Origin of the sequence: Streptomyces sp. NPDC014891, assembly GCF_043081085.1 — a bacterium.
Classification (GTDB): Bacteria; Actinomycetota; Actinomycetes; order Streptomycetales; family Streptomycetaceae; genus Streptomyces.
This window is the reverse complement of the sequence record NZ_JBIBWF010000003.1, coordinates 279521-293654: the sequence shown is the minus strand read 5'-3', so window position 1 is coordinate 293654 and position 14134 is coordinate 279521. Positions and strand designations below refer to the sequence as shown.

Here is a 14134-nt window from a genome sequence, read left to right as displayed (position 1 = left end):
CTCATGACGACGACGACCTATCTGGAGCTGTCGCAGGACGACGGCGGCGCCCACAAGTTCTACGAAGTGACCGTGGACGACCTGACGGTGTCGGTCCGCTACGGCCGCATCGGTGCCGCGGGCCAGACGCAGACCTCCACCTTCCCGACGGTGGCGAAGGCGCAGGCGGCCGCGGCGAAGAAGATAGGGGAGAAGGTCCGCAAGGGGTACGCCCCGGCGGTTCGCGGGGAGCGCGCGGCCCGTGCCGTGACGCGCCGCGCGGTGGCCTCCGCGCCCTCCACCGCGCGCGCCGTCGCCCCCGTCCTCTGGCGCTTCCGGACCGGATCGGCCGCCTTCGGCATCCACGTGGACGAGGAGCGCTGCTGGGTCGGCAACCAGGCGGGTGACGTCTTCACGCTCGACCGCTCCGGCGAGGTCCAGGCCCGGTTCAGCCTGCCCGACGGTGTCAAGTGCCTGGTCGCCGACGACTTCTGGATCTACGCGGGCTGCGACGACGGCAAGGTGTACGACCTGTCGTCGAAGCTGCCCTTCGCCGCGTACGACATCGCCACCGACGTCGACATCTTCTGGCTCGACATCCAGGAGGGCGTCCTGCACGTCGCCGACCGCTCGGGCCGGCTCACGGTCATCGACCACGAGGACGAGCACCAGTGGGCGCGCGGCGGCCAGGGCGAGCACGCCTGGATGGTCCGCGCCGACGGGGACGCCGTCTACTACGGGGACACGCGCGGCGTCGCCGCCCACGCGCCGGACGGCGGCGGCGAGCTGTGGCACACGGCCACCGACGGCGGGGTGCTCTTCGGCTGGCAGGAGGACACCGCGGTCTACGCGGGCACGGCCCGCAAGAAGGTCCAGCGGCTCGCGAAGAAGGACGGGCGCGTGGAGGCGGTCTACGCCTGCGACAGCCCCGTGTACTCCTGCGCCACCTCGCCCGGCGGCCGGTTCGTCTTCGCTGCCGACTCCGCCTCCTCCGTCTACTGCTTCGCCGAGGACGGCACCCGGCTGTGGAAGCTCGGCACCGGGGGTGGCTCCGCGCTCTCCATGCAGTACCGCGACGAGCGCCTCTACCTGGTGACCACGGACGGCTCGCTGGTCTGCGTGGACGCGAGCGAGGCCGCGATCCAGGCCGCCCAGGGAGGCAGCGTGCCGGTCGCGCGGGACATCAAGCTCGCCGCGGCCATGCCGGTGTACGAACCGGCCACGACCGCCACGGCCGTCACGTCCGTCAGCGTCGCGCCGGCCGGTTCGGTGGTCGTGGAGTGCGTGAACGAATCGGGCAGGACCCGGGTCCGGGTGATCTCCGAGGGCTACGACTCCGCGTGGAACGTGCAGTTCCCGCGCGCGATCCGGGAGCCCGGCGCGCGGTACGTGGTCGACGCCCTGCACGCGGCGGCGGGAGGCTTCTACCGGGTCCGCGGTGACATCCGGCGGCTCCGGTGACGACGGGTCACGGGGGCGGCGGCACGTTCGAGGCGGCCACGGGGGACGGGCCGCCGCTGCCCCCGGCGGACGCCGAGCAGCGGTCCAGGGACGTCCGGGCCGCCCTCGACGGGCTGCTCCAGATCAGACGGCTGACCCACCGCCAGGGCGGCGGCGACCCGAAGGCCGTCCCCGCGGACTGGGAGCGCCGGCAGCCGGTCCGGGCCGTGGCGCTCGCCCTGGAGTCGGGCTCCCTCAGCCCCTCGGCCGTGGACGGCGCAGGACTCCGGACCGCCACCGGCTACCGCGTCAGGCCGGCGGACCGGCCGGGGGCGGTGGTGGTCGAATGGCTGGGCCCGGCGGGCTCGGGCGCGGCCCTGGAGGAGGCGACGGCCCTCGGCGGCTGCGTACCGGTGCTGGAGCGGCTCGGCTGGGAGGCCCTCCTCTACAAGGGGCCGCGCGGACGCCGTTACCTGGAGGTGGAGCCGTTGCCGGGCTGAGCCGACCGGGACCGGCGGGGCGCGCGGCGCCGGGTGCCCGGCCGTGCCCCGGGGTTCAGGCGATCGAGGCGGAGACGATCGCCGAGACCGCGATGTTGCAGGAGGCCGTCACCCAGACCGCGGGGTGCGGCTCGGGGTCGACCAGCGTGGCGCCCAGCTTGCCCGGCGTCACCAGGTCCACGACGAGGAACGCCACGGCCATCATCACGAGGCCGAGCAGGCCGAACGCGGCCGTCGACACGAGGCCCTTGCCGAAGTTCTCGTACGTCGTCCAGATCGAGGTGAAGACGATGCCGCCGATGCCCAGCAGCGCGGAGCTGAGCAGGATCGCGGCGTTGCGGTTCCGGTCCTCCCAGATCTGCCGGCGGAGCTTGCCCGGGGTCAGCACGTCCACGAGGACTATGCCGAGGATCAGCAGGACCACGCCGAGGGCGCCGTAGGCGCCGGCCCGGCCGAGGCCGTTGACGATGTCGCTCATGGTGTGCCGGTCTCCGGGGGTTCGCGATCACGGGGGATCGGTGGTCAAGGACCGGCAAAATGTAGCGCACGCGTCAACGGGGGCCGCCGTCCGCCCGTGAATCCGGGCGGACGGCGAGGGAGCCGGCGGGCGGCGCGGACGCCGTCAGACCCCTGGCGGCAGGTCCTTGGCGCGCGACCGCACCTGGAACGCGGTGACGATCTCGACCGCTCCGACGGCCAGCAGCCAGATGCCGCCCAGGACCATCAGCACCGCGGCCGACTCCAGCGGGGAGACGATGAGGACCACACCGGCGAGCGCGTTCACGATGCCGAGGAAGACGTGCCAGCCGCGCGCCGGCATCGTGGGGTCGGAGGCCGCCGCGATGGTCTCGGTGATGCCGCGGAAGAGCCAGCCGATCCCGATCCAGAGCGCCAGCAGCAGGATCGACTGCGTCGCACCCCGGAAGCACAGCAGACCCAGCAGGATCGACAGGGCGCCGCTGATGAAGGCCATGACGCGCAGGGCCGTCGTGGTGTGGGTGCCGAAGGCGGCGACCAGCTGCATGACACCGCTGCACAGCAGGAAGAGGCCGAAGAGCAGACCCGCCACGAACAGCGAGGCGTCCGGCCAGACCAGCACGATGACGCCGAGGATCAGCGAGGCGACGCCGGCGAAGAGGAGCGCCTGCCAGGCGGCGCCCGCGAGCGCGCTCAGCGGGCCGGGTGGTACGTCGTGGTGCCGCGGGCCGTCGTGAGTCTGTGCCATGGACGGTTCCCGTCCTTCCGTGGAGAGAGGGGCAGAGTCGGGGTCGTGCGGAACGGCCGGGGTCGGCACGCCGGGTGGACCGGGTTCGCGGTGCGGTCGGCCCGCGGGCGGGTGCCGCCCCGGCAGGTCACCCGTGCGGCACACGCGACCGGGCGTAGCCACGGAGGAAGAGCGCCTCGGCGAGCGCCATGTGCTCGATCTCGGAGGGGTCCACGCTCTCGTTCGGCGCGTGGATGAGGCAGCCGGGCTCCTCGACCCCGATCAGGGCGATCTCGGCGGTGGGGAACTGCGCGGCGAGCACATTGCAGAGGGGGATCGATCCGCCCTGCCCCGACCGGACCATGTCCTTCCCGTACGCTTCCCGGAGCGCCTCCCCGAGGGCCTCGTAGGCGGGGCCGTCCGTGCGCGCCCGGAACGCCTGGCCGCCGCTCTCCGCCTCCACCTCCACCCGGGCGCCCCACGGGGCGGCCGAGGTCAGATGCGCGGCGAGGGCGCGCTGCGCGTCGTCGGCGTCCACCCCCGGCGGGATCCGCAGGCTGACCCGGGCGCTCACCTTCGCCTGCACGGCGGCCGAGGAGCCGACCACCGGCGGGCAGTCGATGCCGAGCACGGTGACCGCGGGCCGCGCCCAGAGCTCGTCGGCGACCGACCCCGTACCGACCAGGGACACTCCGTCGAGGACGCCGGCATCGGCGCGGAACTGCTCGGCCGGGTAGTCCACCCCGTCCCAGACCCCGTCGCCCGGCAGCCCCTTGACGGCGGTGTTCCCGTGCTCGTCGCGGAGGCTGTCGAGCATCCGGATCAGCGCGGCCAGCGCGTCGGGCGCGGGCCCGCCGAACATGCCGGAGTGCATCGCGCCCTTGAGCGTGGAGACGGTGACGACGACGTTGGCGAGGCCGCGCAGCGAGGTGGTCGTGGTGGGCAGCCCGCGCGCGAAGTTGCCGGTGTCGCAGATCAACAGGGTGTCGGCGGCGAAGAGTTCCGGCTGCTGCGGGACGAGCTGCTCCAGCCCGCCGGTGCCCTGCTCCTCGGAGCCCTCCGCCACGAACTTGAGGTGCACCGGGAACTCCCCGCCCTCCGGACCGCCGAGCGCGCGCAGGGCCGTGAGGTGCATGGCGATGTTGCCCTTGCAGTCGGCCGAGCCGCGGCCGTACCAGCGCCCGGCGCGCTCGGTGAGCTCGAAGGGCGGGGTCTCCCACGCCGCGTCGTCCAGCGGCGGCTGGACGTCGTAGTGGCAGTACAGGAGCACCGTGGGCGCGCCCTCCGGTCCCGGCGCGTGCCCCACGACCGCGTCCGTGCCGTCGGGGGTCGTCACCCGGCGCATGTCCCGGAGCCCCGCCTCCGTGAAGGCCCGGACGAGGAAGTCGGCGGTCCTCGCGCACTCCTCGGGCGGGAACTGGCGGGGGTCGGCGACCGATCGCATGGCCACGAGGGCGGCCAGGTCCTCCTTCGCCCGGGGCATCAGCGCCCGGATCCTCTCCCGCAGGGTTGCGGTCCCGGTGGACTCGGTGGTCATGCGTACCCACTTCCCTCGGGCCGTGGCGGGGCGCGGCTCACGGCCCCGGGACGGCGACGGCCCTCCCAGACAAGCACCGGCGGACAACTGCCGCAAAAGGTGACTCGAACGGAGTATTCGCCCGGGGATCGGGCGGCGCGCGCCGAGCAGGGCGACGACAGTGGACCGCGTATCCCTCCGCCCCCTTTCCCCTCCCGCACCTGGAGCACGCCATGGGCCACCCCAACCGACGCGACCTCGGACTCCTCGTGCTGCGGGTCGGCACCGGAGCCGTACTCGCCGCGCACGGCACCCAGAAGCTCTTCGGCTGGTTCGGCGGCGGCGGCATCGACGGCACCACCAAGGCCATGGAGGCCATGGGCTTCCACCCGGCCCGGGAGAGCGCCGTCGCCGCCGGTCTCGGCGAGGCCGGCGGCGGGGCCCTGCTCGCCCTCGGACTCGCCACCCCGGCCGCCGGGGCCGCGGCCGCCGGAGCCATGACCGGCGCCGTCGCCGTCCACGCCCCGGCCGGGTTCTTCGCCCAGGGCGGCGGCTACGAGTACCCGGCGTTCCTGGGCTTCGTCGCCGCCGCGATCGGCGTCACCGGCGCCGGGCGCTACTCCCTCGACCACGCCACCGGCCATGTCCTCGACCGCCGCTGGGTGGTGGCCACCGCCTTCCTCGGCACGGCGATCGCGGCCGCCGCCGTGGTCAACCGACGGGCCGACGACCAGGCCGCGGCCCGGGCGGCCGCGGAGGAGGCGACGGAGACGGAGCCGGGATCCGCGTGAGGCGGCCCGGGGCAGGGGGCCCGCACGCGTCCACCGTGCGGGAGCGTTAGGCTCGCCGCAGAGGAAGGGACGGTCGCCGCGCAATGAAGATCGATCTGACGGACACCAACTCCAGCAAGATCAACAAGGCGATCCTGGAAGGCCGCCGGGCCGTCGGCACACCCGCCGCGGGTGTCGTGCTCACCCTCGTCGTCGTCACCGACGAGGAGAACGCCTACGACGCGGTCAAGGCCGCCAACGACGCCTCGCGGGAGCACCCCTCCCGCATCCTGGTGGTGATCAGGCGTCACGCCCGCTCGCCCCGCGGGCGCCACGAGACCCGGCTCGACGCCGAGGTCCGGCTCGGCACGGACGCCGGTTCGGGCGAGACGGTCCTGCTCCGGCTCCACGGCGAACTCGGCGACCGCGCCGACTCCGTGGTCCTGCCGCTGCTCCTGCCGGACGCGCCCGTCGTCGTCTGGTGGCCCGTGGACGCCCCCGAGGTGCCGTCCCGCGACCCGCTGGGCTCCCTCGCCCAGCGCCGCATCACCGACATGTACGCGGTCGAGGACCCCCTCGCCGCCCTGGCGAAGCGGGCCGCCTCGTACGCCCCCGGCGACACCGACCTCGCCTGGACCCGGCTCACCCCCTGGCGGTCGATGCTGGCCGCCGCGCTCGACCAGGCGCCGGTGACCATCACGTCGGCCGCCGTCGAGAGCGAGGCGGAGAACCCGAGCGCCGAACTCCTCGCCCGCTGGTTCGAGGTGCGCCTCGGCGTCCCCGTCGACCGGATCGTCACCGACGGGCCCGTCGTCACGGCCGTCCGCATGGGCACCGCGGGCGGCGAGATCCGCATCGACCGGCCCGAGGGCCCGGTCGCCCGGCTCGCCATCCCCGGCCAGCCCAGCCGGGTCCTGGCCCTGAAGGTCCGGACGACGGCCGAGCTGATCGCCGAGGAACTACGCCGCCTCGACCCGGACGACGCCTACGCGGCGGCCCTGCGCGGCCCCGACGGAGCCACCCGCCCGGCCGCCGAGCGGCGGTCGGGGAGCCGAGGCTGAGCGGCGCGCCCGCCGTCGCCGTGCGGCCCACCTCGCCGGCCGGGCGGCTCAGGCCTCGGGGGTGAACGCGACGGGCAGGGTCGCCATGCCGCGCAGGATGCCCTCGCGCCGGCTCAGATCCGCGTCGGGGTCGGCGAGCCGCAGGTCGGGGAGGCGGCGCAGCAGCGTGCCGAGGGCGATTCGCGCCTCCACGCGGGCCAGCGGTGCGCCCAGGCAGAAGTGCACGCCATGGCCGAAAGCGAGTTGTTGCGGGACTTCGCGGCGTGCGACGTCGAGGATGTCGGGACGGTCGTGGCGCGCGGGGTCGCGGTTGGCCGCGGCGAGCCCGATGATGATCATCTCGCCGGCCGGGACGGTGACCCCGCCGATCTCGTAGGCATCGGTGGTGAAGCGGGCGACGCCACGGCTCACCGGCCCCTCGTAGCGCAGGAGTTCCTCGATGGCGCCCGGGAGCAGCGCGGGGTCGTCGCGGAGCGCGGCGAACTGGTCCGGGTGGCGCAGTAGCGCGTGGACGCCGTTGGCGATGAGGCTCGCCGTCGTCTCGTGTCCGGCCAGGGTGAGGAGGATCGCCATGGCCGTCAGCTCGCGGTCGCTGATCCGCTCCTCGGCCTGCGCGGCGCAGAGCGCGCTCAGCAGGTCGTCCTTCGGTTCGGCCTTGCGCTGGGCGATCAACGGCTCGAAGAACTCGCTGAGTTCGGCGCGCGCTCGGGCGCCCTTGGCGAGACGTTCGGGAGTGTTCGGCGGCATGATCAGACCGACGGCGAGACGGGCGAAGTCGGGCTGGCCCTCGGCGGGGATGCCGATGAGCTCGCTGAGGACGGCCATGGGGAGCGGCAGCGCGAACTCCGAGACGAGGTCGGCGGTTCCGCGGGCGGCGAAGGCATCGACGAAGGCGTCGGCGTGCGCCTGGACACGGGGTGCCAGCTGCTCCACGCGGCGGAAGGTGAAGGCCTTCGAGACCAGGTTGCGCAGCCGGGTGTGGTCCTCGCCGTCGGCGACGAGCATGCTGGCCATCAGCACGTTGGTGCGCTCCTGGTGGGCCATCTCCTCTTCCAGGCCGGTGACCCCGACGGGGCTGCTGCTGAGCCGCGTGTCGGTCAGCGCGGCCACGGCCTCGTCGTAACCGGTGACCATCCAGACTTCAAGGGTGGGATTCAGCCGGACACGCTGGACGACGCCGTGCTCGCGGATGCGCTCGAAGAGCGGGTAGGGGTTGGGCTGTTGCGCGACGTTCACCGGGACATCGTGAACGATTGCCTGCTCTTGACCGGTCATCTTCCGTAACTCCCCGATGATTTGTGAAAGATCTCTGGCAAGTAGTCATACCAGCCACCCCAGTTGCGTGGTAGCGTCACCGGCGCTCGGCTCGGATCGATGTCCGGAGAAGGACCGGCGAACCGCCGGTGACAGGATCAGCGAGGCGCCCCGCCCACCGGTGACCGGCGCCCCGTACGCGCGACTCGGTAGCAGCCAAGGCCTCAACCAGGCCCTATGCGCAGGGGGATGTGTTTCGTGGAGCAAGCGGCAGCCGTGGACCCGATTCTGGATCTGGCCCGCCCGTCGATCCTCCGGAACCCCTACCCCTCGTACGCCCGGATGCGCGAGACCTCGCCCGTCCTCTGGCACGAACTGCTCGGCTCCTGGGTCCTCACCCGGCACGCCGACTGCCTCGCGGTGCTCACCGACAGCAACGGGTTCGCCTCCGACTGGCGGCGTGCGGGGGAGGAGATCCCCGCCCCCCTGCTCAGCGTGCAGACCCTCGACCCGCCCGAGCACACCGCCATCCGGCACCTGCTGCTCGACGGTTTCCGGGCACAGGACCGCCAGGCCCTGCACGACGACCTGGAAGGCCAGATCTCCGACCTGCTGGCGGAGTCGGCCCGACGTCCCTCCTTCGATCTCGTCGGCGAGCTCGCCGAGCCTCTCGCGCTCCGCTTCGTGACCGCGTTCCTCGGTGTGCCGGCTCCCGGGCTGGACTGGTTCGTCCCCATGTCCCGTACCGTCGTCGACGGCATGGACGCCGGCCTCTGGCCGGAGAAGCACGAACCGGCCATCGCCGCCCGCGCCCGGCTCGCCGAGTACGCGGGCGGCTGGCTGGCCGACCCGCCCGAGAAGGGCCTCATCGCGTACGTCGCCGCGCATGCGGCGGACAGCGGCGTCGCGGAAACGGTTCTGCGCAACAGTCTGCGGGCCGTCCTCCACGCCGGCTACGAATCCGCGTCCCGGCTCCTGGGCAACGCGGCGGCCGCGCTCCTCACCAACCCCGGCGCGCTCGACGCGTTCCGGGCCGCCCCGGCCGCGGCCGTGGACGAACTCATCCGGTACGACGCCCCGGTCCAGGCGGACGCCCGGGTCTGCGTCACCGACACCGAACTGGGCGGCGTCGCGATGAAGGCGGGTGATCCGGTCACGCTCTTCCTGGGCGCGGCCAACCACGACCCGCTCCGCTTCGCACGCCCCGCAGAGCTGCGACTCGACCGCGCCCCGAACCCGCACCTCGGGTTCGGCCGCGGGGCCCATGCCTGTCTGGGCGCGTCCATGGCGATCCGGCTCACCGGATCGGTTTTGGGCGCCCTGGCGAGGGAGTACCCCCGGGCGCGGGCGGTCGCGGAACCGGAACACCGGCGCAATCTGACCCTGCGCGGTCTCGACCGCTTCGAGGTCACCCTGCGTCCAGACACGGGGGAGGAGGTACGACCATGAAGTACTGGCACTGAAACCAGTGAGCGCGGTGCCGTCCGGGAGACGGGCACCACGCCGGTGCGCGACACCCGTGCACCCCGCCGGGGCCCGAGCCCGCTGCACGGCTCGGGCCCCGGCCCTCCCCGGCCGCCGTGCCCGGCTACCGGCCGACGGCCGGCGGGATCCGCGCGTCGTCGACGAGCAGGCCCAGCGCCCCGTCCTTGGGACACCGGAGGCCGACCCAGAGGCGCCGGAAGCGCGCCCCCGGCCCGAGCGTGTACGCGGCGGCCACCTGGAACAGCTCGTGGCCCGCGGGACAGCCGACCATGCGGGCGTCCGCCCCGGCACGCGCGGCCACGGGCGGCCTGAGCTCCCGCACCACCGGGTCCCCGCCGCCCTCCACGTCCTCGACGAGCACGTCGAGGGGCAGGCAGCACCCCTCGCAGAAGCACTCGTCCACCACGACCTCGAACCGGTCCCACCGGCAGTACGGACAGACGAGCGGCCCGGTCACGACGAGCGCCCCGTCCCCCTCCCCGACCCGCGCCCCGACGCCGTCGAGCAACCGCCGCAGCCCGTCGCTCCCGTCGGCGCCGCCACCCACCGGCCCCCGGCTCCACGCCCCCGAGTTCTCCACGCCGGAGATCATTCCACTGCCGCACCGGAACGGAGAGCACGGGGAGGCGATACCGGGAACGGGGACGAGGAGGGGTGCCGCCTGCCGGGCCGGCCCTCGGACGGCACCGACGACCCGGCCGCGCCTGCTGCCGGCCGCGCCAGGCCCGCGTCGGCCGGGCCCGGTTGTGGCGTAGGGGTCACGGGCGCAGGCCGGCCAGGAGGAGGGCGATCCTGGTCGCGTCCGCCGTGCCCGTGTTCCAGTCGGGGGAGATCGGGGCGATGGACACCTTGTCCGCCGTGACCGCCTCCGCGTCGCCGCCCCTCCGGTTCGGCGCCGGGACCAGGGCGACGCCGACCTTCCACGTGCCGTCGCCCGCGTCCGTGTACGTCGCCGCCAGCACGGGCTGAGGGTCCTGGCTGGTGACGGCGGCGCCCCGGGCCGTGCCCCGGCCGTCCCCACCCACCACCGGGTGGTTCACGTTCAGACCCACGCCCGCCGGGAGGAGCCGGCCGTTCCCGGCCCGCGCCCGCAGCCTGTCGATGAGCTTGACGGTGAAGTCGTTGGTGGGACGCATGGCGTTGAGGATCTGCTCGGGCACCGGGACGGCCAACTCGCCGGTGCTCACGGCGATGGCCGGCACGCCGCGCTCCAGGGCGGCGATCGCGCCGCCGACCGTGCCCGAATGGGTCGCCAGGGCCGCCACGTTGGGCCCGAAGTTCGTACCGGACACCACCAGGTCAGGCGCGCGGTCCCGGAACACCGCGGCGAGGCCGAAGGACACGGAGTCGCCCGGGGTGCCGTCCACGGCCCACACCCGCGGCTCGGGGTGCTCGACCCTGACGGAGCTTCCGCTCGTCAGCCTCGTCCCCGCCCCGCTCTGGTCGGTCGACGGGGCGACGACGGTGACCTCGTGCCCCGCGGCCGTCAGCCGCTGGAACAGCATGCGGAGTCCCGGCGCGGCGTAGCCGTCGTCGTTGGTCAGCAGGATGCGCAGCGGCCGGGCCGCGTCGCCCGCGCCGGGAGCGGATCCGGCCGAGGCCGTGCCGGTCAGCGCGGGGGTGCAGAGCAGCAGAGCGGCCAGGGGAAGAACACGCGTGCGTCTCATGGAGGGGCTCCTTCGGGGAACGGCGTACGGACGCGAAGGGGCGGAACCGGCCCGTGGTTCCAGGGAGTCCGCCCGGTGTGGTTACACGTGTAACACGCCGTCTGCGGCGCCGTAAACACTTCTGTCGCCCCTCCGTCGCGGCCGACCCGACGCCGTCACGCACCGGTGCCCGGTCGCCGGCGGCGCACCGCGCCGGAAGCCGACCGCCGCCCCGCGGGCCTCCGTCGGCCGCCGCCGTGATCCGGGGGAGCGGAATCCGTCGTCGGCGCGGGCCGACGGCCTTAGGGTGTGCGAGGGAACCAGGGGGAGAGAATGATCGACTACCGCAAGACCACCGTTCCGGTGTGGGCGCTCGCGACCCGTGACGTCCGGGTGGCCCCGTTCGGCGGCGAGCAGCGGATGACGGCCGGGCGACTGGCGGAGCTGCGCACCGTGCTGGCCGCCCTCGCGGACGAACCGGTCGCGACGCTCGAAGCGCACCCCCTGCCGGAGCGCCTCGACCGCGCCCGGGGCATCCCCCTCGACGCCGTGAGCCCGCTCGCGCAGCACCTCTCCCAGCTCGTCACGGCATCGGCGCGGAGCTCCTCCTCGGCGGCCACGGTCGCGGGCGAGGGGCTGTACCGGCTGGTCGTCCCGGCGAAGGTCGCCGGCGCCTTCGGGCAGGGCCTCGTTCGCCCGATGGTGTCGAAGGCCGTGACCGGCGGCTTCCGAGGGCCGCTCGTCGACACGACGGGCCGCATCGTCGCCGGTGCGACGTTCGTGCCGGTCAAGGCGGCGGCCGCGGGCGCCGCGGGCGGGGCCGGGGCAACCGCCGGAGTCGCGGTCGCCGGCAGCGCGGCCCTCACCGTCGCCGCGCCGCTCGTGCTCATGGCGCTGGCGGTGGGGGTGAGCGCGAACGCCGACGCCAAGCGCCGGGAGGCCGTCGAACGCATCACGGACCTGCTGGAGCAGCTGCACGAGGACAGGCTGGAGGCCGAGCACAGCGAACTCGACGGCTGCCGCGACGCCATCGACAAGGCCACCGCCGTCCTCCTCGACCAGGGCAAGATCGGGGCGTCGCTGGGGCTGGACTCGGCCGTGCACGCGATCAACTCGGCGCTCGGCGCCGCCGACCGCCGGCTGGCCCGGTGGCGGAGCGCCCTCGACCGGCTGCCCGGCGGCGAGGCCGTCGACATCGCCACGCTGGCCAAGCCCTTCCCCGGGATCGACGACGACGGCGGCGAGTTCCGCGCGCACCTCGAACTCGCCTCCCTCGCCATCGCGCTGAAGCAGCGCGTCAACGTCCTGCAGGCCGTCGAGCACGCCCAGAACGACCCCGGCAACCTGTTCGAGAACTTCACCCGCGCCCTGAAGCGCGACCAACAGCGCCTCGACGACATGGAGTCGGGCATCGCCGAGGTCCTGCTCCGCCTGTCGTCCCTGGAACTGGCCCGCCCGCAGGGGCTGCGACCGGTCTTCACGACGGGCGAGGTCGACCGGCTGATGCGGGCGACGCACCGCATCCACCAACTGGCCGACGCGGCACCGACGAACGGCCGCCCTTCGGACGTGGCGATCGAGATGGCCCGCGACAAGGACGGCTCGGTCGTCGTCTTTCCCGCGCTCCCCGCCGGGAACTGAGGCGGGATGGAGGGCGAACGACGGTCCCGTCCCGGGTCACGGTCGCCGGCGGGCCGTCGACGGTGTGGCAGGGTGGTGGGCACGTGGGCCTTCGGGTCCTGTGAACGTGAGAGAGGTATGTCGTGAACGAGACCGAGCTCAGGGCGCTGTTCGACGAGATCGACAAGGACGGCGACGGGCGGATCAACATCGTCGAGCTGGCGGAGGGCTTCAAGGCCGAGGGCGCTCATGGGCACTTGGCGGACGAGGTCAGGAAGGCCATGGAGGCCGACGCGAACCACGACGGTGTCCTCGACTTCGACGAGTTCCGCACCCTGCTGAAGTAGCGTCGTCGGGCCCGACGGCGCGAGCCCCCGCGACCGCAGCTGTGCTTCTCCGGGCGGGGAGGCTCGGGCGGTGTGCCACCGCGCCGTCGGCAGCGGCGCGCCGGCCCCTGGTCCCGTCGGTGTCGTCAGCGGGGCCGGCGCGGGACGTGACCGAGCGGGGCTGGTCGGCGGCGGCCCTGGAGGCCGGAGCCGACCACTCCCGTGAACGGCGAGGCATCCGACCGGGCGGCGCATCCTGGGCTGGATCGGATGGATGGCGACATGGCCCGACAGCTCGCCCGAGAGGCGTCCGGACGCCCACAGTGCGTCAGCCGGTACGCCAGCGGCGGACCGTGTCGCCGTCGAAGGTGAGCCAGGTTCCGTCGCCGAGGGGCAGCGTGCGGTCCGTCACCTCGACACCCGGCGGATACGCGACCTCGGCCCGGAGGCGCAGGTCGTCGGCGCCGAGCACGGCGTGACGGCACTCCTCCTCCCAGGGGTCCTCGCCGACCGCCACCAGGACCCGTTCCTCATCGAGGAAGCCCGGCCGCCCCATGAAGACGAGCTCCTCCGGGAGGACCGCAGCCGCTTTCGCCGTCGTCCGGCGGCGGGTCGGTGAGTCGTACCGGGTGAGCTCCTCCCCGGCGACGGCGAGCGTCAGGAAGGCGCCGGAAGGGAGGCTGCTGCCCGTGAAGGGTTCGTCGTGATCGCCGACCTGCGCGAACGCCACGTGCTCCCGCGTGGCGGTGACGATCAGAGAGTAGGCCTCCTCCTGCCCCTGGGCCGCGTTGAGGAAGACCTCCTGCGCGGCGGCCGGGCCGATCGGCTGCTGGAACTCGTACGTGCCCCAGCGTGCCGGGAGCTCCGTCGTGGCCAGGACCGCGCCGGTGGCGAGGTCCAGGTTCAGCAGCACCTCGGTCGGCTCGGTGTCGAGCGCGGGCCGGACGACCGCGAGCAGGGCGGTGCCGGTGGGGTCGGGGGTGCAGGCGCCATGGGCTCCGCTCGGCCACGCGGGGTGCGGGAAGGTCCAGCGGATGCTTCCGTCCGCCTCGTGGAGGGTGACGGAGTCGCTGCCGCTCACCGCCAGGCCGCCGCCCGGCACCGGGGTGGCGTACACGCGGTCCGCCCCGGGCAGCCGCCGGCTGTGCCGGACGCCGAAGACCGTGCCGGTGTCCGGCGAGATCCGGCCCGCTTCGACCCGCGCTCCGTCCCGCGCCACGATCCAGTGGGCTCCGTCTCTGACGAGGAACGTGTCGAGCCGGCCCAGCGCCGAGCCGAGGCCCGGCAGCTCCTGGGTGGCCGTGAGCAGGGCTGGAACGGCTTCGTACTCCAT

14 protein-coding genes are annotated in these 14134 nt (G+C 74.0%); 7 read left to right on the top strand and 7 right to left on the bottom strand.

The features are described from left to right. Positions 1–3: 3 nt before the first annotated feature. Both ACF09E_RS09655 and ACF09E_RS09650 read left to right on the top strand, forming a co-directional pair. Positions 4–1440, top strand: a complete 1437-nt coding sequence (locus ACF09E_RS09655; protein WP_392204643.1) for a WGR domain-containing protein — start codon at positions 4–6, stop codon at positions 1438–1440. Beyond that, positions 1437–1919: a hypothetical protein gene (locus tag ACF09E_RS09650; protein ID WP_388795372.1), complete on the top strand. Its 483-nt coding sequence runs from the start codon at positions 1437–1439 to the stop codon at positions 1917–1919. Before ACF09E_RS09655 ends, ACF09E_RS09650 begins: the two co-directional genes overlap by 4 nt. A 55-nt stretch (positions 1920–1974) precedes the next feature. Here the strand turns inward: ACF09E_RS09650 and ACF09E_RS09645 are convergent, their stop codons facing one another. The 3 genes from ACF09E_RS09645 to ACF09E_RS09635 all read right to left on the bottom strand — a co-directional run bounded on the left by ACF09E_RS09645 (position 1975) and on the right by ACF09E_RS09635 (position 4660). Further along, positions 1975–2397 (bottom strand): DUF350 domain-containing protein, encoded by a 423-nt coding sequence (locus tag ACF09E_RS09645; protein WP_361851732.1) that lies wholly within the window; start codon positions 2395–2397, stop codon positions 1975–1977. A gap of 144 nt (positions 2398–2541) precedes the next feature. Further along, positions 2542–3144, bottom strand: coding sequence for an HdeD family acid-resistance protein (locus tag ACF09E_RS09640; RefSeq protein ID WP_392204642.1), 603 nt, complete (start codon positions 3142–3144; stop codon positions 2542–2544). 127 nt (positions 3145–3271) lie between these two features. Beyond that, positions 3272–4660 carry a dipeptidase gene (locus tag ACF09E_RS09635; RefSeq protein ID WP_392204641.1) on the bottom strand — a complete coding sequence of 463 codons (1389 nt, stop codon included), beginning with the start codon at positions 4658–4660 and terminating at the stop codon, positions 3272–3274. Between the two features lie 212 nt (positions 4661–4872). On the opposite strand from ACF09E_RS09635, the gene ACF09E_RS09630 reads away from it, so the two are divergent. Beyond that, entirely contained in the window at positions 4873–5430 is a 558-nt protein-coding gene (locus ACF09E_RS09630) for a DoxX family protein (RefSeq protein WP_392204640.1), read from the top strand. A gap of 83 nt (positions 5431–5513) precedes the next feature. Continuing rightward, entirely contained in the window at positions 5514–6470 is a 957-nt protein-coding gene (gene opcA / locus ACF09E_RS09625) for a glucose-6-phosphate dehydrogenase assembly protein OpcA (RefSeq protein ID WP_392204639.1), read from the top strand. 48 nt (positions 6471–6518) lie between these two features. Here the strand turns inward: opcA and ACF09E_RS09620 are convergent, their stop codons facing one another. After that, complete coding sequence (locus ACF09E_RS09620; protein WP_392204638.1) at positions 6519–7706, bottom strand: cytochrome P450; 1188 nt, start codon at positions 7704–7706, stop codon at positions 6519–6521. A 294-nt stretch (positions 7707–8000) separates the two neighbouring features. Here ACF09E_RS09620 and ACF09E_RS09615 point away from each other — a divergent pair, with 294 nt between their 5' ends. Then, positions 8001–9173, top strand: coding sequence for a cytochrome P450 (locus ACF09E_RS09615; protein ID WP_392204637.1), 1173 nt, complete (start codon positions 8001–8003; stop codon positions 9171–9173). Positions 9174–9312: 139 nt separating this feature from the next. On the opposite strand, the gene ACF09E_RS09610 is transcribed toward ACF09E_RS09615, so the two are convergent. Next, positions 9313–9789: a hypothetical protein gene (locus ACF09E_RS09610; protein WP_392204636.1), complete on the bottom strand. Its 477-nt coding sequence runs from the start codon at positions 9787–9789 to the stop codon at positions 9313–9315. A 178-nt stretch (positions 9790–9967) separates the two neighbouring features. Beyond that, the gene (gene surE / locus ACF09E_RS09605) at positions 9968–10876 is read right to left on the bottom strand and encodes a 5'/3'-nucleotidase SurE (protein WP_392204635.1); all 909 of its coding nucleotides are present in this window, start codon (positions 10874–10876) and stop codon (positions 9968–9970) included. Positions 10877–11188: 312 nt separating this feature from the next. Here surE and ACF09E_RS09600 point away from each other — a divergent pair, with 312 nt between their 5' ends. Beyond that, the gene (locus ACF09E_RS09600) at positions 11189–12496 is read left to right on the top strand and encodes a hypothetical protein (RefSeq protein WP_392204634.1); all 1308 of its coding nucleotides are present in this window, start codon (positions 11189–11191) and stop codon (positions 12494–12496) included. 122 nt (positions 12497–12618) lie between these two features. After that, positions 12619–12822, top strand: coding sequence for an EF-hand domain-containing protein (locus tag ACF09E_RS09595; RefSeq protein WP_361855722.1), 204 nt, complete (start codon positions 12619–12621; stop codon positions 12820–12822). Between the two features lie 307 nt (positions 12823–13129). Here the strand turns inward: ACF09E_RS09595 and ACF09E_RS09590 are convergent, their stop codons facing one another. Then, positions 13130–14134, bottom strand: a complete 1005-nt coding sequence (locus tag ACF09E_RS09590; protein ID WP_392204633.1) for a hypothetical protein — start codon at positions 14132–14134, stop codon at positions 13130–13132.

Bases quoted from the DNA above. Each gene is read 5' to 3' on its own strand.
- ACF09E_RS09655 (WP_392204643.1), top strand. From the start codon at position 4: ATGACGACGACGACCTATCTGGAGCTGTCGCAGGACGACGGCGGCGCC.
- ACF09E_RS09645 (WP_361851732.1), bottom strand. From the start codon at position 2,397: ATGAGCGACATCGTCAACGGCCTCGGCCGGGCCGGCGCCTACGGCGCC.
- ACF09E_RS09640 (WP_392204642.1), bottom strand. From the start codon at position 3,144: ATGGCACAGACTCACGACGGCCCGCGGCACCACGACGTACCACCCGGC.
- ACF09E_RS09635 (WP_392204641.1), bottom strand. From the start codon at position 4,660: ATGACCACCGAGTCCACCGGGACCGCAACCCTGCGGGAGAGGATCCGG.
- ACF09E_RS09630 (WP_392204640.1), top strand. From the start codon at position 4,873: ATGGGCCACCCCAACCGACGCGACCTCGGACTCCTCGTGCTGCGGGTC.
- opcA (WP_392204639.1), top strand. From the start codon at position 5,514: ATGAAGATCGATCTGACGGACACCAACTCCAGCAAGATCAACAAGGCG.
- surE (WP_392204635.1), bottom strand. From the start codon at position 10,876: ATGAGACGCACGCGTGTTCTTCCCCTGGCCGCTCTGCTGCTCTGCACC.
- ACF09E_RS09600 (WP_392204634.1), top strand. From the start codon at position 11,189: ATGATCGACTACCGCAAGACCACCGTTCCGGTGTGGGCGCTCGCGACC.
- ACF09E_RS09590 (WP_392204633.1), bottom strand. From the start codon at position 14,134: ATGGAGTACGAAGCCGTTCCAGCCCTGCTCACGGCCACCCAGGAGCTG.